This is a genomic window from uncultured Gilvimarinus sp., from assembly GCF_963972205.1.
GTDB lineage: Bacteria > Pseudomonadota > Gammaproteobacteria > Pseudomonadales > Cellvibrionaceae > Gilvimarinus > Gilvimarinus japonicus.
The window spans coordinates 915,075-938,920 of record NZ_CAXAUC010000001.1 but is presented as its reverse complement, the minus strand read 5'-3'; the positions used below and the strand labels follow the sequence as shown (position 1 = coordinate 938,920).

Here is a 23,846-nt window from a genome sequence, read left to right as displayed (position 1 = left end):
TATCAAGATCCTTATATTGGCAGACAAAAGGATCTGACGAATGCTGAAAATCCGCTTTAAAAATAAAAAATACAGTGCGGTCTGGCTCGTTGAGCCCAGTGTTGGAATAGGTCGGGATAAAAGCAATCAGCTGGTGGTTAGTGCTCCCAATGTCGCCGATCAACATCTCAAAATTAATGTTAATCACGAGCAGCTCGAGCTGGTCAATCTGGTTCCCGATAGTGACGTGTTGTTAAACGGCAAGGCCGTAAAGTCCTCTCATCGGTTGCTGCCGAGCGATGTTATTGCACTGGCCGGTATTGAGCTTGAAGTGATTGACCCCAAAACCGCTGACTCGGTCGCAGCGGCGCCAACTGCGCCGGCAACAAGCCCTGGCACCACGAATCCTCGAGTGCCAAAGTCAACGGGGTGGGCGCTTAAGGCCAACCACTCTGCGCTGCAAAACCGGGTGTTCCCACTGCGTCCTACTAATGTGGTGGGGCGTTCCAGTGAGTGTGATATCTCGCTTGCTGCGGCGCATTTATCCCGCCGGCACGCCGAGTTAAGTGTGGTCGAGGGCGTTTTGTATGTAAAAGACCTGGGCTCTGCCAATGGCACTTTTGTCAATGGCCGGCAAGTAACCGAAGCACGGGTGAAGCGTGGTGACGAATTGCGATTTGATACTCTGAGCTTTGGGGTAATTGGCCCAGCCGATGATATGTCGCAAACCACGGTGCGCCAGCCGGGTAAGCCTGCGCTTAATACGGGCAAGCCCAGAGCGCGACCAGAGCGCGCGGCTGCGGTATCTACCCCGGTGCAGGATGTGGTCGAGCCCGAGAGTAAACCCCGCTATGGGGCAGCCGGCTTGTTAGTGCTGGCGGCACTGACGGCGATTGTGGTGGCGGCACTGTATTTGACGCGGGGGTAGCGGGCTTTAGCTGTGCCAAGCCGACAACGTTTATGACGCAACGTATTGTTTTATTAACCACCAGCGGGTGTCATCTGTGTGACGATGCCTGCGCGCTATTGGCGGAGCTGGGCGATTCGGTGCAGCTCAATAAGGTGGATATCGCTATGGATGACGCCCTTATCGAACGCTACGGCTTGCGGATCCCGGTGTTGCGCTCGGCCTGTGGCAGTGAGTTAAATTGGCCGTTTGATGCGGCCGAACTCAGAGGTTGGTTGCGGCGTTTGGAGCAGGTGTAAGCCGGCGTGGGTATTAACTAAAACGTATCAGCTAAAGCTACGCCATTTCTGATTGCAGTGCGGCCATGGTGTCGTCTACCCAGGCTAGCGTTTGTAAATACAGGGCCGACAATGTGTGCGGGTCCAGTTGCTGGGACACCAAAAAATCCCAGTCAATTTTGTTCCAGTCGCCGTGCTCGTAGTGAATAACGGTTTCCAGTACTTGCCCCTCAATTCCGCTATGCTCCAACAGCGCATCACGCAATGCTGTGCTTAGCTGGATGTCTTCTAGTACTTTCGGTAGCGGGGCGTCCATAAAAGCCCCGAGCGTTGATAATAAACCTACGGTAAAAAAAGTATCGCACTGAGTACTCGGCCGGGTTTGGCTGGCAATTAATTCGCACAGTTTAGCGCGGGTAAGCGCTTTTACCGAAAGCTCTGCCGGTTTGTCGCCAAGTTTCGCCATGGCTAGCAAACCGATCCAATTGCGGATAATTTTAAGTCCCAGCAGAGTTAGTGCTTGGCGCAGCGACTCTATGGTGCGCGGTAAGGCAAACGCGGCCGAGTTAACCAATCGCAGCAGTTTGTAGCTAAGCACCGGGTCGCGGGCAATGATGACTTCAATATCTTCAAAGGCAGCATTTGGATCGTTAAGCCGTGCCAGTAACTGCAATACCGCCTGCTTGCTCTCGTTTAAACGCTGACCCTTAATGACTTGAGGCTTTTCCAGAAAGTACCCCTGAAACATATCACAGCCCAGTGCGCGGCAGTGTTCCAGCATTTCAAAGGTTTCAATTTTTTCCGCGATAAGCTGCACGCCCAAAGGCTTTAAATATTTAATGTGCGCAATGAGCGCTTGTTCGCTTAAGGCCAGCACGTCAAGCTTGATGATGTCGGCGTAGGGGATCAGAGAGGCGCTTTGTTCGGTTAGCACAAAGTCATCTAGGGCAATGGCAAAGCCATCTTCGCGCAACTGTTTTAGGCGGTGGAGTAAGTTGGCGTTAATTACTTCACTCTCCAAGACCTCAATCACCAACTGTGACGTGTCAAATGGGTAGCGTGTTGCCATTAATGCCGCGGTAAAGTTAATAAAAGCGCGTTGCTTGCCCACCACTTTTTCGATGGACAGCTCGGCAAATGTATTGAGTAATACCTGGGTACTCGCAGAATTGCCGTCGGTAAATTGGGCACGGTTTTGGTGATCGGCACGATAGAGCAGCTCGTAGGCTACGACTTCCATAGCGCGATTAAAAATTGGTTGCCGTGCCAGCAGCGGAAATTCTTGGGGCATGAAAACTACCGTGTAGCCTTAGGGGCAGTGGGCCCTATTATATTGATAATAAGTTCACTCAAAGGTATAAGCCTGATAATTGTTATTGTAGGGCAATTTTCTGCTGGCTGGCAGATGAATTTGCGTTTTAAGAGGAATAAACCCGGCCGCTCGCAAATATGCGGCCGGGTACGGCGTTGCTACAGGGAGCTTCCCGCTTCGCTCGCGGTAATAAAAGGCTTTGCTTCGCCCAGTCGGTAGCCGTAAATGACCGAGTAAGACAGCACGTTTTGCACGTATCCGCGGGTCTCACGATAGGGGATGGTCTCGATCCAGACATCGTAAGGTAGGCTCGCGCTTTTGCTCTTACTTAACCACTGCTTTACGCGGTTAGGGCCGGCATTGTACGCCGCCGCCGCGAGAATACGATTGCCGTCAAACTGATCGAGTAGTTGGTTTAAATAGCGCCCACCCAAGGCGATATTGGTGGCCGGTTCCAGCAGGTCATAGGTGGAAAAGCTCATGCCGGAGCGATGCGCTGTTTGTTTGGCGGTCGAGGGCAGCAGCTGCATTAGGCCCAGCGCACCAGCCGAGGAGCGGGCATCGGCGGTAAAGGCGCTCTCTTGGCGGGCGATGGCAAAAAGCAGGTGCGGTGCTACCGACAAGTCTTTGGCAGTGGTGTTGACGTGCTCTTGATAGGCCAGCGGGAAGCGCAGCTCCAAGTCGTCCCAATAGCGTATTTGGATCATCGCCTGAATGCCGTTACGGTGCCAGCCCCAGCTTTCGGCCAGTTTGCCGGCGGCGATAATCTGCGGCTCGTCGAGTTTGCGGGTAGTGTGGTACCACTCGCGCCGCGCATCCAGGGCTTTGCCCAGAATAAACAGCTCGCGGGCACGCTGTACGCCACCTATTGTTGCAACCTGGTCGCGGGTAACGGCGTCTACTGTGGCGGGTTTGTCTACCAGCTCGTAGGGTACTTTTAGGCGGTCAGCGGATAAAAAACCGTAAAAGCTACGGGTTTGCGAGACCAGCTGATAAAGCGTGGTAATTTGCTCGGATGCGCCACCAGTGTTCTCTAGCGCGCGAGCTTGCCAATAGCGCCAGCGCTCGGAGGCGCGCGCCTTGGGTGGCAACATGGCGATCCACTTGTTTACCCGATGCCAATCTAGGTTGCGCAGTGCGTCGCGCACTAACCACTCGACTAAGTCTTCTGAGTTAAGCGCCGGGGTGGCCTTTATCAGCGCCTCGGTCTCGGCAGTGTGACCTTGCCGCAAAAGCCGTACAGCGATGTAACGCTGGGTTTCTAGGCGGGCGTTATCGGCAAACAGCTGCTGAGCGTCGTAGCGATGCCAGAGCTCGTTGGCCAGCTCGGCATCGCGCAGCGATAAGCGCTGCAGGCCATGCAGAATAATTTGCTGCATATCTGCGCTTTGTTTGCCAAAGCGCGCCATATCGTTCAGTGCCCGAGGGTTGCGGTCCACTTCGTCATAAAGCTCGGCAAGCGCTTTAGTGTCGGGCGACATCAGTTTGGTTACGTAGCGCGCAAGCGAACGATGACGCGAATCCATCGCTTTGACAAATCGCTGCCAGGCGATTGCGTCGGTCATGCCCCCTTGCTTCATCCAGTTGGCAAATAGCGGATCGCAGGCCTTTGGCTGTGAGTGGCCTACATTCCACACCTCAGCGACGTCGCTATAGGCGGTTTTATCGCCCTCTGTGATACGGCCGCGCAAGTAGTAGCAGGTTAACTCGGTGGTGGCGTTGTCGGCCTGGTACTGATCAACGACATCGGCCCATTTACCTTGTAAGGCAAGCTTCTCGACCCAGCGACGATTGAGCTTGTCCGCCAAATAAGAGCCCGGGTAATCGCGTTGAAATGCCGCAATATCTTCGGCGGGCAGACGCGACAGGCGACGGCTAATATAGTTGTATTCTAGATAAGGCTTGAGCGGGTAGTGCTCAAGCTCTGCCAGTAATTCGCGGTATTCGGTATAGCGGCCGCTGCGAATGGCGTTTTGCGCTTGATTATAAAGTTTGCGTTGCTCGGTTTTGTCGGCAATAGACGGAGGCGCGGCAATGCTGGCAGGGGCCGCATTGGCATAACCGCAGCCGAGCAACATCCCCAGAGCAAAAGCTCCGGCAAGACGGCCAGTGTTAAGTGTGCCGGTGTATCGAGTAAAGCCAGATCGCAAAAACCGCATAGCGGTACCTCTAAAACGTTAAATCGCTGCGATTGCTACCGTCCTGTGGTGAGGGTGATGGCAGCGTCCGCTGCCCAGCGGCGCAGGTTGAAGCCATCGCGTCGCTTACGATCCCCCCAAAGTGGATTCTATTGGTACTAGATCGTTCATTATTATGATGTTTTTGCCGACAGAACCCTGTCTGCCAGCGGTATTTACAGGTATCATGCTGCCACTTTTTTGATCTCAATTGCAACTATTTCTGTCCTTATTCCCTACCTTAACTGCAATCGGTAAGAGTTTGTTTTTTGGCTATAAGTCGGAATGAGCGACGTGCACTAACCACACAGGTGATAGAACGACTATGGCACTGCTGACAGTAGATGGCGCCCAGTTAAATTATGGTTTACAGATCTTGCTCGACAAAGTGGATTTTGTCGTCGAAAGAGGTCAGCGTTGGTGCTTAATTGGCCGCAATGGCGCGGGGAAATCCAGCTTTTTGAAGGTGCTGACCGGCGAGGTCACACTCGACGGCGGCAGTGTCACGGTGGATCGCGGTGTGCGGGTGGCGCGCTTAGAGCAAGAACTGCCTGAAGCAGACGGCCGCACTGTATTTGATGTGGTGGCCGAGGGGTTGCCCGGTGTCGGGCAGTTACTGGCCCGTTACTACCAATTGACAGAAGGGGCTGGGCAGCTCGCCGAGGGTGCTGATGCGGCCGCCTCCGATGCTTGGGTTGAGGAATTGACCCGCATTCAGGGACAGCTCGAGGCACGCGATGGCTGGGCTTTACAGCAAAAAGTTGATGCAATCCTCACGCGCCTCGAGCTGACCGGCAGTGCACCTATGGCGTCGCTGTCTGGTGGCTGGCGCCGCCGAGTGGCCCTGGCGCAAGCGTTAGTGGTAGAGCCCGATATTTTGTTAATGGACGAGCCGACTAACCATCTGGATATCGCGGCTATTGAATGGCTGGAAAAAGCGCTTATCGCCTATACTGGTGCGCTTATTTTTATCACCCACGATCGTGCTTTGCTGCGCTCGGTGGCGACCCATATTGCTGAGCTTGATCGCGGACACCTCCGCACTTGGTCGGGCAACTATCAAAGTTTTTTAGAGTACCGCGAGCGGGCGTTAGCCGAAGAGGCGCGCCATAACGAACTGTTTGATAAAAAATTAGCGCAAGAAGAAGTATGGATTCGTCAGGGAATTAAAGCGCGCCGTACCCGTAACGAAGGGCGTGTTAGAGCCTTAAAAGATATGCGCGATGAGCGTCGACAGCGTCGCGTGCAACAGGGCAATGCGAGCTTTGATTTAGGCAAGGCGGGGCTGTCGGGCAAGTTAGTTGCCGAGCTGAAAGACGTAAGTTTTGCCTACGGCGGCCGCACAATTATTGATCGCTTTTCTACGCGGATTATCCGTGGCGACCGCATCGGTTTGGTTGGCCCCAACGGCGCAGGCAAGAGTACGCTGCTAAAATTGGTGCTGGGTGAGTTAACCCCGGATGCCGGGTCAGTAAAGCTTGGCACTAATTTAAGTGTGGCTTATTTTGACCAGTTGCGCGATCAGCTCGATTTAAACAAAAGTGCTGTCGATAATGTCTCGGAGGGTCGTGACAGTATCGAAATTAACGGCAAATCGAAGCATGTTATCTCTTATTTAAGCGACTTTTTATTTTCCGGTGAGCGCGCCCGAACCCCTGTGCGGGCGTTGTCAGGCGGGGAGCGCAACCGTGTATTGCTGGCCAAGCTGTTTAGCAAAAGCGCAAATATCCTAGTGCTCGATGAGCCCACTAACGATCTTGATGTAGAGACGCTGGAGTTGTTAGAAGAGGTGCTTGGTCAGTTTGATGGCACGGTGCTGTTGGTGAGTCACGACCGGGCCTTTTTAAACAACTTGGTGAGTAGTGTTTTTGCACTTGAGGGGCACGGTCAGGTTCGCGAATACATTGGCGGTTACGATGACTGGTTGCGACAAGGTGGCAAGTGGGTAGAGCCTGGCGCGGCTGCTGGTGGTGGCACTGCGCAGCCCGCGGCGCAAAGTAGCTCGGCGCCAGCGCCAGCAAGTGCTAGTCCAGCGAAATCTCCGCCAGCTAAAAAGCTCTCTTACAAGTTGCAACGGGAGTTTGATGCATTGCCCGAGAAAATTGAAAAGCTCGAAGCGCACATTGAACAGTTGCAATTGCAAATGGCAGAGCCCGATTTTTACAGTTTACCGGCCGAGCAAGTGGATGAGCATTTGCGCCAAGTAGCCGAGGTACAAAAGCAATTGGATGATTGCTTTGAGCGTTGGGCAGAGCTTGAAGACATGGGTGGTTAAGCGCGCCTACGCTAACGTTTAGGCGCTGGGGCTTTGCAAGGTGCTTAGTCCTCTTTGCGCTCGACGCGGATGGCCAGCACATCGCAGCTGGCGCCGTGTAGCACGCTGTTGGAGGTAGAGCCGAGCAGTAACGCAAAGCCTTTTCGGCCGTGGCTGCCTACGGCGATTAAGTCGGCGTTGATTTGTTTGGCTAAATGGTGCAACTCGGTTGCCGGCTGTCCCACCAAAACGTGTTCTTGCTCGATTGTGCAGTCGACATTCTTAATAAGACGCAGCAGCTCTTGCTCGGCTTTAATTTGCAGCTGATCTTGTACTTCTGATAAGTCGATTGGCATATCGCCGCCATAGGCAAAGGTCAGCGGCTCAATGACGTGCGCAACCGTTAGTTTAGCGCCACACGCGTGGGCCAAAATAGCCGCTTTATGCAAAACATCGGGGCACTCACGGGTAAGGTCAAGGCCCACCAATATATGTTGGTATGAACTCATACAAGGCTCCTTACGTGCTACTTGTGTCTAATGTCTTAAGCATGGATGATTTCTCCAGATTTCGCCAGCGGGTAATACTATGAATATCTACGCCATTATTATAATCGTGCTTGTTGTCGCGATGGTTGTTGGGCCGGTTGCAATGATACAGCCAAATCGCGGCCAACGTCGGCGCGAGCAGCTGCGAGGTTACGCGCAGCGCAAGGGGTTGTCCGTTCGTATTTTGCCGCCGCCGCAACTGCCCACCGATGCGCAGGCGCCGGGGGCAATGCCAGTATATTCTCTGGTGAGCGATACACCGCAAGCCACGCGCTGGACGTTAATGCGAGCGCGTTACGCTCACGAGAGTCATTTGGCCAGCTGGTGGCTGTTTGTTGGGCAAAAGCCTCCAGAGCCGCTTCAGCGCCATATCGAAGGTGTACTGGAGATGCTGCCTAAAGGTGTTATTGGCTTGCGTGCGACGGGGCGCCAGTTAGATATTTTTTGGGGGGAAACGGGCGGCGAGCAAGAGGTTGATCAGTTGCTGAAGTGTCTGCACTATCTTGCCGGCTAGCGATATACCCTCGGTTACAAGATGCCCTCTTTTTAGGCTCGTTGTACGCGCCAGCTGTGGGCAAGACATTGCGACTTAGCTTGATGTCAATCCAAATAAAGGCTGTAGCGGGTAAAAATTTCAAATTTTTTTCGTGGTTTGTTCGCGGTGTTTTTGCCGCTGTGTCGTTGTATAGCTGAAGATGACGCTATTTTTTATAAAAAGTCTATAAAAAACAGTCGCTTGTGTTTTGTTTGTTGGGGCGGGCTGAATGTCGCTATGGGCTTGAATTTGCCCCGCGGGAGCCATACTTATAGGCCAAGATTGACGGTAGTGGCAAACATCCACGCTTGACCGGCGTGGACACAGGACTTATATATGCCCACCTTGAAGGCGTAGTTTGCACTTGTTGAGTGCGCCACCGAAACCTAAGCTGCCAGTTGGGCAGGGGTACAGACAGTTGCCGATGTAACGGAAGGAAAGTAGAGCGCTTATGGGTAAATCTTTGGTTATTGTAGAGTCACCGGCAAAAGCGAAGACCATTAACAAATATCTGGGGCGTGACTTTATTGTTAAATCCAGTGTCGGTCATATTCGCGATTTGCCCACGAGTGGCAGCGGCAAAAAAGTCGACCCAAAAGAGCGGGCCCGCCAAGCGGCTATCACGCGTAAGCTATCCCCCGAAGCCAAAGCCAAGCATAAGGCCGAAAAAAGCCAGCAACAATTGATTAGCCGGATGGGGATTGACCCCACCCACGATTGGGCTGCGCATTACGAGATCTTACCCGGTAAAGAAAAAGTGGTTGCCGAGCTAAAACAGTTGGCCGCCGATGCCGACACTATCTATCTCGCGACGGATTTGGATCGCGAGGGAGAGGCTATTGCCTGGCATTTGCGTGAGGCTATTGGTGGCGACGATGCTCGTTATCGCCGGGTAGTGTTTAATGAGATTACCAAAACAGCGATTCAAAACGCGTTTGAAAATCCCGGCCCCATTGATATTGATCGTGTTAATGCCCAGCAAGCACGCCGGTTTCTCGACCGGGTGGTGGGCTACATGGTCTCGCCATTGCTGTGGGCCAAAATCGCCCGCGGACTATCGGCCGGGCGTGTGCAATCTGTGGCGGTTAAGCTGGTGGTTGAGCGCGAGCGTGAAATTCGCGCCTTTGTACCCGAAGAGTACTGGAACCTCTTTGCCGATTTAGTGGCAAAAGCGGGCGATCAAATTCGTTTTGAGGTTAAAAAGCAGGGCGGTAAAACCTTTAGGCCCGACAACGAAGCCGATACTATGGCGGCGGTTGCCAAGCTTAAAGACGCCAGTTTTAACGTCGCCCAGCGCGAAGATAAACCAACCCAATCTAAACCCTCGGCACCTTTTATTACCTCAACCTTGCAGCAGGCGGCGAGCACCCGCTTAGGATTTGGGGTTAAAAAGACCATGATGTTGGCTCAACGCTTGTATGAGGCGGGCTACATCACCTATATGCGTACTGACTCAACCAACTTGAGCAAAGAAGCGGTGGAGTCTTGCCGCGAGTATATTCAAGATGAATACGGCAAGCGCTACCTGCCTGAAGCGCCCAGAAGTTATTCGAGCAAAGAGGGTGCGCAAGAGGCGCACGAGGCGATACGCCCCTCCAGCGTCACGGTGTTGACCGCTCATTTAAAGGGAATGGAGCGCGATGCCGAGCGCTTGTACACACTAATTTGGTCGCAATTTGTCGCCTGCCAGATGAGCAATGCCGAATACACCAGCACCTCGATTGTGGTTGAGGCCGGCGATTTTGAGCTTCGCACCCGCGGTCGGGTTATTCGTTTTGATGGCTTCACCCGAGTGATGCCGCAAATCGCAAAAAAAGACGAAGATGTCGTGTTGCCAGAGGTCAAAGTTGGCGATGAGCTACCGCTGGAAAAACTCGACCCGTCTCAACACTTTACCAAGCCCCCCGCGCGCTTTTCTGAGGCGAGTTTGGTGAAGGAGCTTGAAAAGCAAGGTATTGGTCGCCCATCGACGTACGCATCTATTATTTCAACCATTCAAGATCGCGGTTATGTGCGCTTAGAGAACCGTCGCTTTTACGCAGAAAAAATGGGCGATATTGTTACCGAGCGTTTAAGTGAAAGTTTTTCAGACTTAATGAGTTATAGCTTTACGGCCAATATGGAGCAATCGCTCGACGTGGTGGCCGAGGGTGGCAAAAACTGGCGCCAGCTTTTGGATGAGTTTTACGCAGATTTCATCGGTCAGTTACAGAGCGCGCAAAGTGAAGAGTCGGGCGGTATGCGCCACAATGATCCGACCAACACCGACATTGAGTGTGAAAAGTGTGGCCGCGACATGCAAATTCGCACGGGCTCTACAGGTGTGTTTTTAGGCTGTTCTGGCTATGGGTTGCCCCCCAAAGAGCGCTGTAAGCACACCATGAATCTTGTCTCGGGTGATGAGGCTGTGGATGTCGACGGTGATGAAGACGCCGAATCGCGCCAGCTGCGCTCTAAGCGCCGCTGCCAAATTTGTAACACCGCCATGGATAACTATTTGCTTGATGAAAAACGCAAATTGCATATCTGTGGCAACAATCCAGATTGCCCAGGCTACGAGGTTGAACTAGGCACCTTTAAGTTAAAAGGTTACGAAGGCCCGACCTTAGAGTGCGATAAGTGCGGCAGTGAGATGCAGCTAAAAACGGGGCGCTTTGGCAAATATTTTGGCTGCACGAATGACGAGTGTAAAAATACCCGCAAACTGCTGAAAAGCGGTGAGGCGGCACCACCCAAAATGGACCCGGTGCCAATGCCCGAACTTGCTTGTCAAAAAGTGGACGATACCTATATTTTGCGTGATGGTGCATCCGGTCTGTTTTTGGCGGCTAGCGGTTTCCCCAAAAACCGCGAGACGCGAGCGCCGTTGGTGGCCGAAATTTTGCCCCATAAAAAAGAGATTGACCCTAAATATACGTTCTTATTCTCAGCGCCCGTGGCAGATCCAGATGGTGTGCCGACGGTGATTCGTTTCTCGCGTAAAACCAAAGAGCAGTATGTGCAGTCAGAGGTTGACGGCAAGGCCAGTGGCTGGAAAGCCTTTTACCAGGGCGGCAAATGGGTGCCGAACAAATAGCTCAGCGCGAGATAAGGAGAGCAAGTGGCTTCACTAACTGCGCAGGTTAATCGCCGGCTGGCCAGTACCCGCGTGTTACTGGCCGAGCTGGCAACGTCATCGGAGCGTACCCCGTTTGCCGAACAGGCGATACTTGAGGCGGGGCTGTTTCATTTGTGTTGTGGCTATACACATTATCTGCGCGAGCTGTGCGGTTATTACGGGGTTAGTTCTATTGCCGCCATTGATACTGAGGTGGATGCCCGTCAAGCATTGGAGCGCCTAGGTAAGCAACCGGCGGAAGTCACCGAGTTGTGCCAGTTGGCGCAGCGGCCAGATGCTTGGTTGAGTCAGCTGTTGTCCAGCTACCGAGCCTGCTGGGCGTCCGATGCCAACTCTGAGCATTTGATTCAAGTTCAGCGCTTAGATGATACCCCTTTAGTCGACTTAAGCCGTGCCCATCTGACGCAATGGCTGGACGAGCTTCAGGCAACAATAGAGCGCCATCGGCAGTCGTCGACTGAGTGTTAACACGTCCGCAGCGGGCGTTTTGAGGCTACCGCTCACTTAGCTTTCGTCAATTCACTTGCAGCGGCTCAGGCCTCTGAGCCTTGCGTTAGGGTTAGCCGCGCCCGAAGCGTTTTTGCCATCATCCAAGGGGTGGGCTCAGTGTGGGGAGTGGCTTTGCATTTATCGTCGCGGGCAAAAGTGCTAGAATGATCGAATCATTCGATTTCGTTAAAACTGAATACCTGTCTTTTGCTCAGGTGGAGACTCCATGTCAGCTTCTTTGTATGAAATTGTCGAGCTAACCAATGGTGATGTTGTGCTACAGCGCGCCGATGAAAATGGCGAGCCTTTGGTGAGTATTCGGTTTTCGGCCGAGTCGCTGTCATTTATGCGCGATGGTAAGTTTGATGTGGCGAAAGCCATGATTGAGGCAGGTATGGAAGTGGCCGGCGACCTGGCCGACACGCCCCCTGAAGAGCTTTCGGACGATCCAGAGTCAGAATTGTACAGCGAGCGAACCCTGCACTAGGGTGCGCTGGCGGTTGCCTGCTTTTTGCGAGCTTGCAAAACACTCCTGTCGGCCTTTAGCTAACCTGTTGTTCCCCCTTCCTTAGGTCCTTGTCCCTTATACAGTAATTCGGCGTTTACTCAGCCCTGGCGTTACTTGTCGGGCTTGACTAGCGATAACGTAAAATCAGCGCCTGGCTGTTGCCGGCGTAGGCCGCTTGCTCTAGGTAGCGCTCTTGCCCTTGACTAAGAGCGCCGGGGCTGGCGATAACGGTATGGCTGTTGCCCAGCTCAAGTGCATCCCAGGTGACCCAAAGTTGCTGATCACTATCGCGGCAGTGTACTTGGCGTAAACGCAGTGGGTCGATCCCAAAGCTGATGAGTAGTTCGGCTGGCAGCGGCTCTGAGGTTACCCATGTGAGCCAGCGCTGGCTGTCTTGGCGGCATAGGTGGGCCACCATGGGCAATATCATGCTCCAGCTGCTGGCGGCACCTTGAGCTAACACCAGCTCGGTAAGGCCGGCGTTAGTGGACGCTGTTTGCGTTGAGTGCTGTTGGGGAAAACTCGGTGCATTATTCACGGCGAATGACTCCTACACTTAGACCTTCAATACTAAAACTCTGGTCGCGCAGATCGACGACAATGACGTCAAAGTCGGGGTTCTCGGGCCAGAGCTCAACCTGTGCGCGGTTGCCTTCGCGCTTAAAGCGTTTTACCGTCACCTCATCTTCGATGCGGGCAACGACAATTTGGCCGTTGTGCACTTGATCGGTCCGGTGTACGGCCAGTAAGTCGCCGTCGAGAATCCCCGCGTCTTTCATGCTCATGCCTTGTACGCTAAGCAGATAGTGGGCTTGGGGATGAAAAAAGCTGGGCGGGATATCGCAGTAATTCTCGATGTGCTCTTGTGCAAGTATCGGGTTGCCCGCCGCAACGCGCCCTACAATGGGTAAGCCCTGCTGCCCTTCGGGTAGCTTAATGCCGCGAGAGGCCCCCGGGATTAGCTCAATTGCGCCTTTGCGGGCGAGCGCTTTAATGTGCTCTTCGGCCGCATTGGCCGATTTGTAGCCCAGCATGCGGGCAATCTCGGCCCGGGTGGGTGGGTAGCCGGTTTCATCGGAGTAGCTTTTAATTAACTCCAGAACCTGTTGTTGGCGTGCCGTTAGGTTTTGCATATCCCTTACCTTTGGGTTGATGTATGGCGGTAACAGCGTGCGTGGCCTCAAGTGCCATTGCACGAAGTGTTCGTCGGCGTTCCGCGCACTGTTTGGCTGTACAGTATCTGTGATTATATACAGTTAATTTTACTGTGCAAGCATCCAGTTGTTGGCAATGACAATTATCTGGGCGGTTGGTTATACTAGCGGCCCGAAAAAGACCTTTCAGGGTCAGCGTGAGTAGGAGAGAGATCGATGGAGCAGTTGCAAGGCTGGTACGAAGGGCTGGTTAATGACGACCGCCTGTGGGTGTTAAAGGTGTTTGCGGTGGTGTTGGCAACGCTGCTTTTGGCGACCTTGGCGCGAGTGATTCTTAATTATTTGATGCGCCACGCGAGTAAAACACGCAATCGCTGGGACGATACCGTGGTCGAATCGGCGCTTAAGCCGCTGCGCTGCTTAATCTGGCTGGTGGGTCTATGTCTAGCCGCAGAGCTGGCGCAAAACGGCACTGAGGAGTCGTTGCTGGCGTTTGCCGACACTGTGTTGCGCATTGGTGTGATTGTTCTGCTTACGTGGTTTTTGGTGCGTCTGATTAAGTACAGCGAGCGCAACTTTCTTGAGCCAGTCGAGGGTAAGCCATCGGACCCCACCACGGTGATGGCAGTCGGTAAGCTGTTGCGAATTGCGATTGTGATCACCTCGGCTTTGGTGCTGCTGCAGTCGCTCGGTTACAGCATATCGGGGGTGTTGGCGTTTGGCGGTATCGGCGGCATTGCCGTGGGTTTTGCGGCGAAAGATTTACTGGCTAACTTTTTTGGCGGTCTGATGATTTATATGGATCGGCCTTTTAAAGTGGGCGATTGGGTTCGCTCACCGGATCAGAACATTGAAGGCACGGTAGAGGAGATTGGTCTGCGTCTAACCCGTATTCGTACCTTTGATAAAAGGCCGCTGTATGTCCCCAATCAAACCTTCACGCAAATCTCGGTTGAAAACCCGTCGCGTATGTTTAATCGCCGTATATACGAAACCATTGGCGTGCGTTACGAAGATGGCGATAAAGTCGCCGCCATTGTCGCTGATGTGAAAGCGATGCTGGAAGCCCATGACGAGATTGACGCAAGCCAGACCCTGATCGTTAATTTTGATGAGTTTGCCAATTCGTCACTGAATTTCTTTGTCTATACCTTTACCAAGACGGTTAACTGGGTGCACTTTCACTCGGTTAAACAAGATGTACTGTTGCAGATTATGGCAATTGTTGAGCGCCACGGTGCAGAGTGTGCCTTTCCAACCCGTACGCTGCATATTCCGGATCAAGTGCAGATGGTGGCGCAAGAGGCGGCTAACGAGGCATCGCTTAACGCCGGGGCAGAGCGTTGAGCAATGCCCTAAACGCCAGTGGTTACCCTTGGGCTGTTGACGGTGCCGAGTGTCTGCTGGACGCGGCGACCATACGCGAGGCTACTGCGGCACTCGGTGCGCGTATTAGCGCCGATTACAATGACTTATCGGAACCCTTGGTGGTGCTGTTTATTATGAATGGCGCGGTTGTGTTTGGTGGTGATTTATTACCGGCCCTAGCCGTAGATATTGAACTCGATTACGTTCACGCCAGTCGCTATCGCGATGACCGGGCCACTGATGCGCTGATTTGGCAGCGGCAGCCACCAGAGTCGGTGCGCGCTCGCGAGGTGTTATTGGTGGATGATATTTTAGATGCCGGTGCCACACTCGCCGCTGTTACGCAGCGCTGCCTGGAGCTTGGTGCAGCGCGCGTGCGCTCGGCCGTGTTATTGCATAAGCACACAGCGACCCCCGCTGTTGTGGCGGCCGATTACGTCGCTTTTGATATACCCGATCGCTACGTTTATGGCTGGGGGATGGATTATCGCGGCCGGTTGCGCAACGCCCCCGGAATTTTTGCTCTGCCTTAGTCGCCTAGGGCTCTAATGTTTTCTCTTTGGTGTGTTTTAAGCCGCGCCTCACTTGCTTTGTTTCACAACATTTACCGCCGGATGTGGACAATAACCGACCAGTCGCGTACAAAAGAGCAGGGCAGCTGTGGGGGTTGCCCGCTAGTAGCCCAATGGGTGCTGGTGCTGAAGATTGACAAGACATAAAAATAAGAGAGGTTAGCTATGTCAGAACGATTATCGGGTACGGTAAAGTGGTTTAACAACGCTCGTGGTTACGGCTTTATCACTCGGGGCGAGGGCAGTGAAGATGTCTTTGTTCACTATCGCAGCATTCGCGGTGAGGGTTATCGCTCTTTGGCCGAGGGCCAGAGTGTGTTGTTTGCGGTGCAGCAGGGCGAGAAAGGCCTGCAGGCAAACGACGTCGAGTTGTGCTGATGCTCTGTGCGGCGGCTTTTGCAGTCGCCGCACGACTCACCGCCGATCAGGGGGCGCTGTTGCTGGTCGGCGGGGTCGCCGGAGCTGTTCGTTGAGGCGCTTTTTTAGGTGGCGTGTAGGGCAGTATCTTAATCAGTACGCCCATTCTTGGGTGATCCAAATAGTGCAGTTCGTCGCTGCGCATTCGGCGTGCTTGGGTCATGGTGATAATCTCGCGAGGCACATAGGGTGCGGCGAGAAAATCGCTTAAAGCGGAGTTTACGTCTTTGTCACTAAAGCTAAACGAGTTTGCGTTACTCGGCGAGTGACTGCTATCCAGTAAATATTGGCTCTCGGTGTTATTCGTCTGTTGCGCTAACCGCTTTTGTGGTTGTTGCGGCAGCACTGGCCACTGGTTGCGGCTTTGTCCTGCGTTGGTTTGAAACTCGCTTAGCCACAGGTTGGTCTTGATGTGCAGGTAGCGAGATACGTTTATATTGACGCTGCCTTCTAGCTCGCTGTGCTCGCCAAATTCTTTACCGCCAAACACCAGTATCGATGGCGAGTTGTTTTCATCGACAACGATTTGCCGCCACGCCTCGTGAAACAACACTTTAAATCCCGGTTGCGCATCCAGTCTATCGCTGACGGCATTCAGGTTGCGCGCGTCTCGCGGTAAGCGGTAAAAAGGTGTGCGATCTAAGTCTACGTTTGGCTCGCCATTGGGGTCTTCTGGGTGATAGAGCTGCTGCCAGTTAAATGGGTAGTTCAGTTTGATATCTTTAGGCCAAAGCTCGACGCTGTTTTGTTGAGGCCGGCTGTAGATGATCATTTCAATTTGGTACCAGCCCTCAAAAGTGCTTTGGGCTGCGCAGAGGTTGCTGCCGAGCAGCAGAGCGGCGAAAAGAGCGGCGGCGCGTACTTTCATAGTGTTTTTCAATTCCGGTTGTCCGGCTGCGGCATGTTTTTAGCCGGAGGCCTTAAATATTTCACGGTTGAGTCTAGCGTTTTTTTAGCCCTCGGTGTTAGCCGGCTTTAGCATTTGCAGTAAATCCTTGACGTGCTCAAGGCGCATTTCAGGGTCGTCCATGGGCAGGGTAAACTTCAAAAGGTTGGCGCCCTCTAAACGAAATACGTTGGGCTGATTTTGTACCAGCTGAACAATGTTGTACGGGTCGACTGCGGTGTCGGCAGCAAACTCCAGTTTGCCGCCCGTGGCCGACGCCTCAAGTTTTTTGATGCCTAGTTCGGCCGCTATCAGTTTGATGTCGGTTACCCGCACCAGGTTTTTAACCGGTTCGGGCAGCAGGCCAAAGCGATCGATCATCTCTACTTGCAGCTCGCGCAACGCCTCGCTGTTAGTCGCTCCGGCGAGGCGCTTGTACATGACCAGACGCGAGTGAACGTCGGGTAGATAATCGTCGGGGATCAGCGCTGGCACCCGTAAGTTGACGTCGGTGTTGTCTTCCAGTGGCTGATTGATGTTGGGCTCTTTGCCAGCGCGCATGGCTTTTACGGCCCGATCCAGCATATCCATATACAGCGAGAAGCCGATGGTGTGAATTTGGCCGCTCTGCTCATCGCCTAAAAGTTCGCCGGCACCGCGAATCTCCATATCGTGGGTGGCTAGGGTGAAGCCCGCGCCCAGATCTTCGGCGGCTGAGATAGCCTCTAGGCGTTTGAGTGAATCGGCGGTCATGGCGCGTCGCTCGGGGGTGAGCAAGTAGGCGTAAGCCTGATGGTGCGAGCGGCCCACACGGCCGCGCAACTGGTGCAGTTGCGCCAAGCCAAACTTATCGGCGCGGTGAATAATAATGGTGTTGGCACTGGGGATGTCGATCCCGGTTTCGATAATCGTCGAGCAGACCATCACATTAAAGCGCTTGTGGTAAAAGTCGGACATGACCTTTTCCAGTTCACGCTCGCGCATTTGGCCGTGGCCAATGCCGACGCGGGCCTCGGGCACTAGCTCTTGCAGGGCGCGGGCGGTGCGCTCGATGCTTTTGACCTCGTTGTGCAGGTAATACACCTGACCACCGCGTAAGATTTCGCGCAGTACCGCCTCTTTGATGGTGGCATCGTCGTGTTGGCGGACAAAAGTTTTTACCGATAGTCGCCGCGCTGGCGGTGTAGCGATAATGGATAAGTCGCGTATGCCCGCCATGGACATATTTAAGGTGCGCGGAATCGGTGTGGCGGTCAGGGTCAAAATATCCACCTCGGCGCGCAGCTTTTTTAGCTGCTCTTTTTGTCGTACGCCAAAGCGGTGTTCTTCATCGATAATCAGCAAGCCAATGTCTTTGTACTTGATATCTGGCTGGATCAGCTTGTGGGTGCCTACCACGATGTCTACTTTGCCGTCGGCTAAGCGCTCTTTAACGGCCTCGACTTCTTTGCTGGTGCGAAACCGGCTCATGACTTCGATCTCGAACGGCCAGCTGGCAAAACGATCTTTTAGCGATTCGTAGTGCTGTTGGGCGAGCAGGGTGGTGGGCGCTAAAATCGCCACCTGCTTGCCGGCGTGGGCGGCTACAAATGCCGCGCGCATGGCAACTTCGGTCTTGCCAAAGCCGACGTCGCCGCACACCAAACGGTCCATCGGTTGCGGTGACAACATGTCTTTGACGACGGCCTCAATGGCGGTCTGTTGATCGGGGGTTTCTTCAAAGGGGAAGCCCGCGGCAAACGTCAGGTAGTCGGTTTTAGGGTCGGCAAAAGCCAAACCCTTGCGCGCGGCGCGCCGAGCGTAAATGTCTAAGAGCTCGGCGGCGGTGTCGCGCACTTGCTCGGCCGCCTTGCGCTTGGCTTTTTGCCAGGCCTCCGAGCCGAGTCGGTGCAGAGGTGCGGTTTCTTCATCGGCGCCGCTGTAGCGGCTAATAAGGTGCAAGCTGGTAACTGGCACATAAAGCTTGGCTTCGTCGGCGTATTCCAGCATCAGGAACTCGCTGGTGTCCCCTTCGATGCTGATGGTCTCCAAGCCGCGATAGCGCCCCACGCCGTGATCGATGTGGACGACGGGTGCGCCGACTTTAAGCTCGGTGAGATTTTTAACGACGTTTTCCGCGTTGTCTTGCCCTTGGCGGCGGCGCCGGGCTTGCTGGATACGCTCACCAAACAATTGCGACTCGGCCACTAAGGCAATGGCGCCGTCGGCGATTACTAGGCCTTGGTCGATGGCGCCAATGGTAATGCCGATACGCTCGTCACCATCGGCAAACGTCTGCCATTGGTCGATGGTGGCAGGTTTAACGCGAATGCGGCCCAGCAGCTCTAAGAGGGTTTCACGGCGCCCGGCGGACTCGGCACAAAACAGTACGCGGCCGTTAAACTCCATCAAAAAAGCTTCGATGCTGGTGAGCGGGTTCTCGGCTTGCGCGTGGACGGGCAGCGATGGCGGAATGCTGGAGTCGAAATTCAGCTGGCCGGCCTTGTCTGGCAATTGCTCGGCGCCAATCTGGGTGCGGCTCATACCTTTGAGGCCGGCAAATAGCTCTTCTTCGCGTAGGTAAATCTCGTGCGGGGCCAACAGTGGGCGAGTGGGGTCGACCCCGCGAGACTCGTAGCGCGCCCATAGTTCTTGCAAAAAGTGGCTGGCAGCGCCTTGGGTGTCCCCTAATGTGTAGGCGACGGTATTGCTGGGTAAAAAATCAAACAGCGTACTGTTGTGGTCAAAAAACAGCGGTAAATAATACTCGATGCCCGGCGGCGCAATGCCGTCACTGACATCGCGGTAGATCGAGCAGGCGCTGGGGTCCACCTCAAAGCGTTGGTGCCAGCGGTTTTTAAAGCGGCTGATGCCGGCTTTGTCGAGCGGGTATTCCCGCGCGGGTAGTAGCTCTAGCTTGTCGATTTTATCCTGAGTGAGCTGGGTGTCCGGATCAAAGGTGCGCAGGGTGTCGATCTCGTCGTCGAACAGGTCGATCCGCAGCGGTAAATCGCTGCCCATCGGGAAGATATCAATCAGCGCACCGCGCACCGCAAACTCGCCGTGTTCGTAAACTGTATCGACTACGCGATAGCCGGCTTGAATTAGGTTGTCGCGCAAGGTGGCAAGATCCAGTGTCTCGCCTACTTTTAAGAGTAAGCTGTTTTGTACAAGGTAGTCTTTGGGCATCAGCCGTTGCAGCAAGCTGGTAACCGGTACGACCAGTATGCCGTGGTGGGTGCTCGGCAGGTGGTACAAGGTGCGCAGGCGCTCAGAGATAATATCTTGGTGGGGCGAGATCGAGTCGTAGGGGAGGGTTTCCCAGTCGGCCAAGTGTAGAATATTGAGCTCGGGGCCGGCATAAAAACGCAGTTCGATCTCAAGCCGCTGGGCGCTGGCGGTGTCGCTGGTAACGGCTAAACTTAATCCCGCATGTTGCCGGGCGGCGCTGGCCAGCGCCAGCGCTTGTGCCCCACCGTGTAATTGCCCCCAGTGGCGGCGCTCGCCGGGGCGGTCGGTGATGTCGGGGTGGCGAGGATCAAGTTGAGTCATAGCGATCTTTTGCAGGTTGCTTGAGGTTGAGGTTGCCTGTGGGCGCTTGTGCCACGCAGGTGGTTGGCGCGAGCGCGAGGCGGGCATTGTACCCGTTTTTACGGGTTCTGTAGGGGGCTGTTATCCCCAACCGCTGATCGAATCGGTCGATTTAGGCAAAGATGCGCTAAAATTGTGCCACGACACTGGTCATTAGCAGTCCTGATCTTTATAATTGCCGCGATTTTTCAGTAGGTTCCGGTTTGTTCTTTTGCGCCAAAATCTGCCTTTGTCCACCGATAAAGCGGGCTTTTAGCGATAATGCCTCAAACAGAGCTCCTTAGCGGGTTAACGCCTGCACCAATAAGAAGCGCCAGACCGGGCTCAAACAATCAATAAGCTTCAATCAATAGAAGCCGTTGACGCACAGTCAACACAGCGACATTGCGGCTCAGCGACTGAGTCGTGCTACTTATTAATCCAACGAGTGATTAGGCAGAGACGTATGATAAAGATTCGTCGGGGATTGGATTTACCTATATCCGGTACACCCGAGCAGACGATCGCCGATGGGCCTGAAGCCCGCTCTGTGGCAGTCATCGGCCCAGATTATCACGGCATGAAGCCGACTATGGCCGTAGCCGTAGGCGATAAAGTCAAGCTCGGACAGCTGTTATTTACCGATAAAAAAACCGAGGGCGTGCGTTACACCGCGCCGGCCGCTGGCACAATCGCGGCGATTCATCGCGGCGAGCGCCGGATGCTGCAGTCGGTTGTGATCGATGTTGAAGGCGATGAGTCCGAAACATTTAAAGCTTTGAGCGATGCCGAACTCGGCAGCGCGAGCGCCGAGAGCGTGCGTGAGCTGCTCAATGAAGCCGGGCTGTGGACGGCTTTGCGCACTCGCCCTTACAGCAAGGTGCCCGCCATCGATAGCACGCCCCATGGGATTTTCGTCTCGGCGATGGATACCAATCCGCTGGCGGCCGACCCTCAGGTTGTGCTTAAAGAGCGCGCCGATGATTTTGTCGCCGGCTTAAAAGTGCTGGCGCGACTCACAGAGGGTAAAGTTTACGTCTCTAAAGCCCCGGGCGCGGATATTCCAGTGGCGAGTGGCGAGCAATTCTCCGTCAATGAGTTTGGTGGCGTGCACCCGGCCGGTAATGTCGGCACTCATATCCATCATTTGGATGCGGTTAGTGCCAGTAAAACCGTCTGGACGATTAACTACCAAGATGTAGCGGCGTTTGGTGCTTTTGTGACTACCGGTCGCATCGACACCCGTCGCGTAGTGGCGCTGGCCGGTCCCGCCGTTAACGAGCCGCGCTTAGTGCGCACTCGCATTGGCGCCAACTTGGACGAGTTAACCGCAGGGCAATTGGCCGGCGAGGGCAATCGTGTTGTTTCGGGCTCTGTATTTGGCGGTCGCACCGCCCGCGGACCCTATGCCTACCTTGGTCGCTATCACACGCAAATCAGTGTGCTTAAAGAGGGCGACGATCGCCCGATGCTGCATTATTTGCGTCCCGGCGCTAATCTCTTTTCGGTAATGGGCATTTATTTGTCAAAGTTGATGCCGTCTAAGCGTTTTGGTTTTACCACCTCGACCAACGGCAGTGAGCGTGCCATGGTGCCTGTGGGCGCCTACGAAAAAGTCATGCCTTTGGATATTTTACCGACACAACTGCTACGCGCGTTGATTGTGGGTGATAGTGAGTCGGCTCAGCAGCTGGGTTGTTTAGAGTTGGACGAAGAAGATTTGGCGCTGTGTACATTTGTCTGCCCGGGTAAGTACGAGTACGGCCCTATCTTGCGCGACAATCTCACCATGATCGAGCGGGAGGGCTAACTATGAAAGCATTACGCAATTTTCTCGATAAAATCGAGCCGAGCTTTCACAAGGGCGGCAAATATGAAAAGTGGTACGCTTTGTACGAAGCGGTCGATACTATTTTTTATCGTCCATCGGATGTGACCAAAACCACCTCTCATGTACGCGATGGCATCGACCTGAAACGTATTATGATCACCGTGTGGTTGTGTACCTTTCCCGCGATGTTCTTTGGTATGTACAACGTCGGTCACAACGCCAATATGATTTTGGCGGACATTGGTATGGCCGGTGCCGAAGGCTGGCGCATTGCGCTAATTTCATCCATTGCCGGTTTTGACCCCAGCAGTGTGTGGGATTGCTTGGTGCACGGCGCCGCTTACTTTCTTCCTATTTATGCCGTAGTGTTTATTGTCGGTGGTTTTTGGGAAGTGCTGTTTGCCATGGTGCGCGGTCACGAAGTCAACGAAGGCTTTTTTGTTACCTCAGTACTGTTTGCCCTGATTTGCCCGCCCGATTTACCGCTGTTGTACGCCGCTCTCGGCATCAGCTTTGGTGTGGTGTTGGGTAAAGAGGTATTTGGTGGTACCGGCAAAAACTTCTTAAACCCTGCCTTAACTGGTCGTGCGTTTTTGTTTTTTGCGTACCCCGCCAGTATGTCGGGTGATGCCGTATGGACGGCTGTTGATGGCTACACCGGTGCGACGGCACTATCGGTTCTGTCGCAAAACGGTGTCGAAGCGCTGCAAAACCAATTGAGCTGGATGGACGCCTTTTTAGGCTTTATGCAGGGCAGTATTGGCGAGACCTCAACCTTAGCCATTTTTATTGGTGGCGCTGTGTTGCTGGTGATGGGCATTGCCTCTTGGCGCATCGTTGCCGGCGTTATGCTGGGCATGATTGCGACCACCTTGCTGTTTAATTTTACCGGAGATGCGAGCTCTAACCCCGCCATGGCAACGCCTTGGTACTGGCATATGGTCATCGGTGGTTTTGCTTTCGGTATGATCTTTATGGCGACCGATCCGGTTTCGGCCTCTATGACCGATACTGGTAAATACTGGTTTGGTGCTTTGATTGGCTTTATGGTGATTATTATTCGGGTAGTAAACCCTGCCTTCCCCGAAGGCATGATGTTGGCGATTTTGTTTGCCAACTTGTTTGCTCCGCTGATTGATTACCTGGTAGTTCGCGCAAATATCAAGCGGAGGTTGGCACGTGGCTAGTAATGATTCCATTAAGAAAACAATCACAGTAACGCTGTTGCTGTGTATTGTCTGCTCGGTGGTGGTGTCCACAGCGGCAGTACTTCTGCGCCCGATTCAAGAAGTGAACAAATCCTTGGATTTTAAACGCAACATTTTGGCGGCGGCGGGTTTGCTTGAGAAAACCGATAAAGCCAGTGTCGAGAGCCTGTTTGCCGATCGTGTTAATACACAGGTGGTGGACTTAGAAACGGGTAAATTTACCGATGCGGTTGATCCGGCTAACTACGATCAGCGCAAAGCCAGTAAAGATCCGGCTCGCTCCACTGATTTGAGCCCCGATGAGGATCTGGCTAAAATCTCCCGTCGCGAAGAGTACGCCCTGGTGTACATGATCGAGGGTGATTCAGGGCTGGAAACGATTGTCTTGCCTGTTCGTGGTTACGGTCTGTGGTCGACGCTGTATGGGTTTTTGGCGTTGGACTCTGATTTGAACACCGTTAGAGGTTTGGGCTTTTACGAGCACGGTGAAACGCCGGGGCTTGGTGGTGAGGTTGATAACCCATCTTGGAAAGCCCAGTGGGAAGGAAAACAAGCCTACGACAGTGACGGCGATGTGGAACTGACTGTTATTAAAGGCAAAGTTGACCCGCAATCTAAAGATGCAGATCACCAAGTTGATGGCTTGTCGGGTGCCACCTTGACCAGTCGCGGTGTGGCGAATCTGATCCATTTTTGGTTGAGCGAAGATGGCTACAAGCCCTTTCTTACCAACCTGAAAAACGGGGAGGCTTAAGA

The 23,846-nt window shown here is 53.8% G+C and carries 20 protein-coding genes; 13 read left to right on the top strand and 7 right to left on the bottom strand.

The features are described from left to right. Positions 1–40: 40 nt before the first annotated feature. The gene (locus AACY82_RS04135) at positions 41–907 is read left to right on the top strand and encodes an FHA domain-containing protein (protein WP_339615497.1); all 867 of its coding nucleotides are present in this window, start codon (positions 41–43) and stop codon (positions 905–907) included. A gap of 32 nt (positions 908–939) precedes the next feature. Further along, a complete protein-coding gene (locus AACY82_RS04130; RefSeq protein WP_339615496.1) occupies positions 940–1,185 on the top strand; it encodes a glutaredoxin family protein in 246 nt (81 codons plus the stop codon). A 37-nt stretch (positions 1,186–1,222) separates the two neighbouring features. Here AACY82_RS04130 and AACY82_RS04125 read toward each other — a convergent pair whose 3' ends face one another. Together AACY82_RS04125 and AACY82_RS04120 are read right to left on the bottom strand one after the other, a co-directional pair. Beyond that, positions 1,223–2,455 (bottom strand): HDOD domain-containing protein, encoded by a 1,233-nt coding sequence (locus AACY82_RS04125; protein ID WP_339615495.1) that lies wholly within the window; start codon positions 2,453–2,455, stop codon positions 1,223–1,225. 179 nt (positions 2,456–2,634) lie between these two features. After that, entirely contained in the window at positions 2,635–4,635 is a 2,001-nt protein-coding gene (locus AACY82_RS04120) for a transglycosylase SLT domain-containing protein (RefSeq protein ID WP_339615494.1), read from the bottom strand. A 343-nt stretch (positions 4,636–4,978) separates the two neighbouring features. Here AACY82_RS04120 and AACY82_RS04115 point away from each other — a divergent pair, with 343 nt between their 5' ends. Then, positions 4,979–6,928 (top strand): ATP-binding cassette domain-containing protein, encoded by a 1,950-nt coding sequence (locus AACY82_RS04115; protein WP_339615493.1) that lies wholly within the window; start codon positions 4,979–4,981, stop codon positions 6,926–6,928. A gap of 44 nt (positions 6,929–6,972) precedes the next feature. On the opposite strand, the gene AACY82_RS04110 is transcribed toward AACY82_RS04115, so the two are convergent. Continuing rightward, entirely contained in the window at positions 6,973–7,416 is a 444-nt protein-coding gene (locus AACY82_RS04110) for a universal stress protein (protein WP_339615492.1), read from the bottom strand. A gap of 142 nt (positions 7,417–7,558) precedes the next feature. Here AACY82_RS04110 and AACY82_RS04105 point away from each other — a divergent pair, with 142 nt between their 5' ends. The 4 genes from AACY82_RS04105 to AACY82_RS04090 all read left to right on the top strand — a co-directional run bounded on the left by AACY82_RS04105 (position 7,559) and on the right by AACY82_RS04090 (position 12,084). Beyond that, the gene (locus AACY82_RS04105) at positions 7,559–7,969 is read left to right on the top strand and encodes a hypothetical protein (protein WP_339615491.1); all 411 of its coding nucleotides are present in this window, start codon (positions 7,559–7,561) and stop codon (positions 7,967–7,969) included. A 472-nt stretch (positions 7,970–8,441) separates the two neighbouring features. Beyond that, the gene (topA, locus tag AACY82_RS04100) at positions 8,442–11,066 is read left to right on the top strand and encodes a type I DNA topoisomerase (protein ID WP_339615490.1); all 2,625 of its coding nucleotides are present in this window, start codon (positions 8,442–8,444) and stop codon (positions 11,064–11,066) included. Between the two features lie 24 nt (positions 11,067–11,090). After that, a complete protein-coding gene (locus AACY82_RS04095; protein WP_339615489.1) occupies positions 11,091–11,576 on the top strand; it encodes a DUF6586 family protein in 486 nt (161 codons plus the stop codon). Between the two features lie 247 nt (positions 11,577–11,823). Beyond that, positions 11,824–12,084 (top strand): hypothetical protein, encoded by a 261-nt coding sequence (locus tag AACY82_RS04090; protein ID WP_339615488.1) that lies wholly within the window; start codon positions 11,824–11,826, stop codon positions 12,082–12,084. A gap of 148 nt (positions 12,085–12,232) precedes the next feature. On the opposite strand, the gene AACY82_RS04085 is transcribed toward AACY82_RS04090, so the two are convergent. Beyond that, the gene (locus AACY82_RS04085) at positions 12,233–12,643 is read right to left on the bottom strand and encodes a hypothetical protein (protein ID WP_339615487.1); all 411 of its coding nucleotides are present in this window, start codon (positions 12,641–12,643) and stop codon (positions 12,233–12,235) included. After that, positions 12,636–13,238, bottom strand: coding sequence for a transcriptional repressor LexA (gene lexA, locus AACY82_RS04080; RefSeq protein WP_339615486.1), 603 nt, complete (start codon positions 13,236–13,238; stop codon positions 12,636–12,638). Before lexA ends, AACY82_RS04085 begins: the two co-directional genes overlap by 8 nt. A 237-nt stretch (positions 13,239–13,475) precedes the next feature. Between lexA and AACY82_RS04075 the strand changes: the two genes are divergently transcribed. From AACY82_RS04075 to AACY82_RS04065, 3 genes are all read left to right on the top strand, one after another. After that, positions 13,476–14,606 (top strand): mechanosensitive ion channel family protein, encoded by a 1,131-nt coding sequence (locus AACY82_RS04075; RefSeq protein ID WP_339615485.1) that lies wholly within the window; start codon positions 13,476–13,478, stop codon positions 14,604–14,606. Further along, a complete protein-coding gene (locus tag AACY82_RS04070) occupies positions 14,603–15,160 on the top strand; it encodes a hypoxanthine-guanine phosphoribosyltransferase (protein ID WP_339615484.1) in 558 nt (185 codons plus the stop codon). Before AACY82_RS04075 ends, AACY82_RS04070 begins: the two co-directional genes overlap by 4 nt. Positions 15,161–15,364: 204 nt before the next feature. After that, positions 15,365–15,577, top strand: a complete 213-nt coding sequence (locus AACY82_RS04065) for a cold shock domain-containing protein (protein ID WP_339615483.1) — start codon at positions 15,365–15,367, stop codon at positions 15,575–15,577. A gap of 46 nt (positions 15,578–15,623) precedes the next feature. Here AACY82_RS04065 and AACY82_RS04060 read toward each other — a convergent pair whose 3' ends face one another. Together AACY82_RS04060 and mfd are read right to left on the bottom strand one after the other, a co-directional pair. Beyond that, positions 15,624–16,484 (bottom strand): CsiV family protein, encoded by an 861-nt coding sequence (locus AACY82_RS04060; protein WP_339615482.1) that lies wholly within the window; start codon positions 16,482–16,484, stop codon positions 15,624–15,626. Between the two features lie 84 nt (positions 16,485–16,568). Then, on the bottom strand, positions 16,569–20,033 hold the full coding sequence (gene mfd / locus AACY82_RS04055) for a transcription-repair coupling factor (RefSeq protein ID WP_339615481.1): 3,465 nt from the start codon (positions 20,031–20,033) through the stop codon (positions 16,569–16,571). 484 nt (positions 20,034–20,517) lie between these two features. On the opposite strand from mfd, the gene AACY82_RS04050 reads away from it, so the two are divergent. Genes AACY82_RS04050 through AACY82_RS04040 form a run of 3 tightly spaced genes read left to right on the top strand, consistent with a single transcriptional unit; the run spans position 20,518 to position 23,844 of the window. After that, entirely contained in the window at positions 20,518–21,861 is a 1,344-nt protein-coding gene (locus tag AACY82_RS04050) for a Na(+)-translocating NADH-quinone reductase subunit A (protein ID WP_339615480.1), read from the top strand. Positions 21,862–21,863: 2 nt separating this feature from the next. After that, positions 21,864–23,069, top strand: a complete 1,206-nt coding sequence (locus AACY82_RS04045; RefSeq protein ID WP_339615479.1) for an NADH:ubiquinone reductase (Na(+)-transporting) subunit B — start codon at positions 21,864–21,866, stop codon at positions 23,067–23,069. After that, positions 23,062–23,844, top strand: a complete 783-nt coding sequence (locus AACY82_RS04040) for a Na(+)-translocating NADH-quinone reductase subunit C (RefSeq protein ID WP_339615478.1) — start codon at positions 23,062–23,064, stop codon at positions 23,842–23,844. Before AACY82_RS04045 ends, AACY82_RS04040 begins: the two co-directional genes overlap by 8 nt. The last annotated feature ends 2 nt before the right edge of the window (positions 23,845–23,846 follow it).

Coding starts and splice junctions, on each gene's coding strand:
- lexA (WP_339615486.1), bottom strand. CDS start 13,238: ATGCAAAACCTAACGGCACGCCAACAACAGGTTCTGGAGTTAATTAAA.
- AACY82_RS04115 (WP_339615493.1), top strand. CDS start 4,979: ATGGCACTGCTGACAGTAGATGGCGCCCAGTTAAATTATGGTTTACAG.
- AACY82_RS04135 (WP_339615497.1), top strand. CDS start 41: ATGCTGAAAATCCGCTTTAAAAATAAAAAATACAGTGCGGTCTGGCTC.
- AACY82_RS04120 (WP_339615494.1), bottom strand. CDS start 4,635: ATGCGGTTTTTGCGATCTGGCTTTACTCGATACACCGGCACACTTAAC.
- AACY82_RS04090 (WP_339615488.1), top strand. CDS start 11,824: ATGTCAGCTTCTTTGTATGAAATTGTCGAGCTAACCAATGGTGATGTT.
- AACY82_RS04045 (WP_339615479.1), top strand. CDS start 21,864: ATGAAAGCATTACGCAATTTTCTCGATAAAATCGAGCCGAGCTTTCAC.
- AACY82_RS04105 (WP_339615491.1), top strand. CDS start 7,559: ATGATACAGCCAAATCGCGGCCAACGTCGGCGCGAGCAGCTGCGAGGT.
- AACY82_RS04065 (WP_339615483.1), top strand. CDS start 15,365: ATGTCAGAACGATTATCGGGTACGGTAAAGTGGTTTAACAACGCTCGT.
- mfd (WP_339615481.1), bottom strand. CDS start 20,033: ATGACTCAACTTGATCCTCGCCACCCCGACATCACCGACCGCCCCGGC.
- AACY82_RS04075 (WP_339615485.1), top strand. CDS start 13,476: ATGGAGCAGTTGCAAGGCTGGTACGAAGGGCTGGTTAATGACGACCGC.
- AACY82_RS04050 (WP_339615480.1), top strand. CDS start 20,518: ATGATAAAGATTCGTCGGGGATTGGATTTACCTATATCCGGTACACCC.
- topA (WP_339615490.1), top strand. CDS start 8,442: ATGGGTAAATCTTTGGTTATTGTAGAGTCACCGGCAAAAGCGAAGACC.
- AACY82_RS04130 (WP_339615496.1), top strand. CDS start 940: ATGACGCAACGTATTGTTTTATTAACCACCAGCGGGTGTCATCTGTGT.
- AACY82_RS04125 (WP_339615495.1), bottom strand. CDS start 2,455: ATGCCCCAAGAATTTCCGCTGCTGGCACGGCAACCAATTTTTAATCGC.
- AACY82_RS04060 (WP_339615482.1), bottom strand. CDS start 16,484: ATGAAAGTACGCGCCGCCGCTCTTTTCGCCGCTCTGCTGCTCGGCAGC.
- AACY82_RS04110 (WP_339615492.1), bottom strand. CDS start 7,416: ATGAGTTCATACCAACATATATTGGTGGGCCTTGACCTTACCCGTGAG.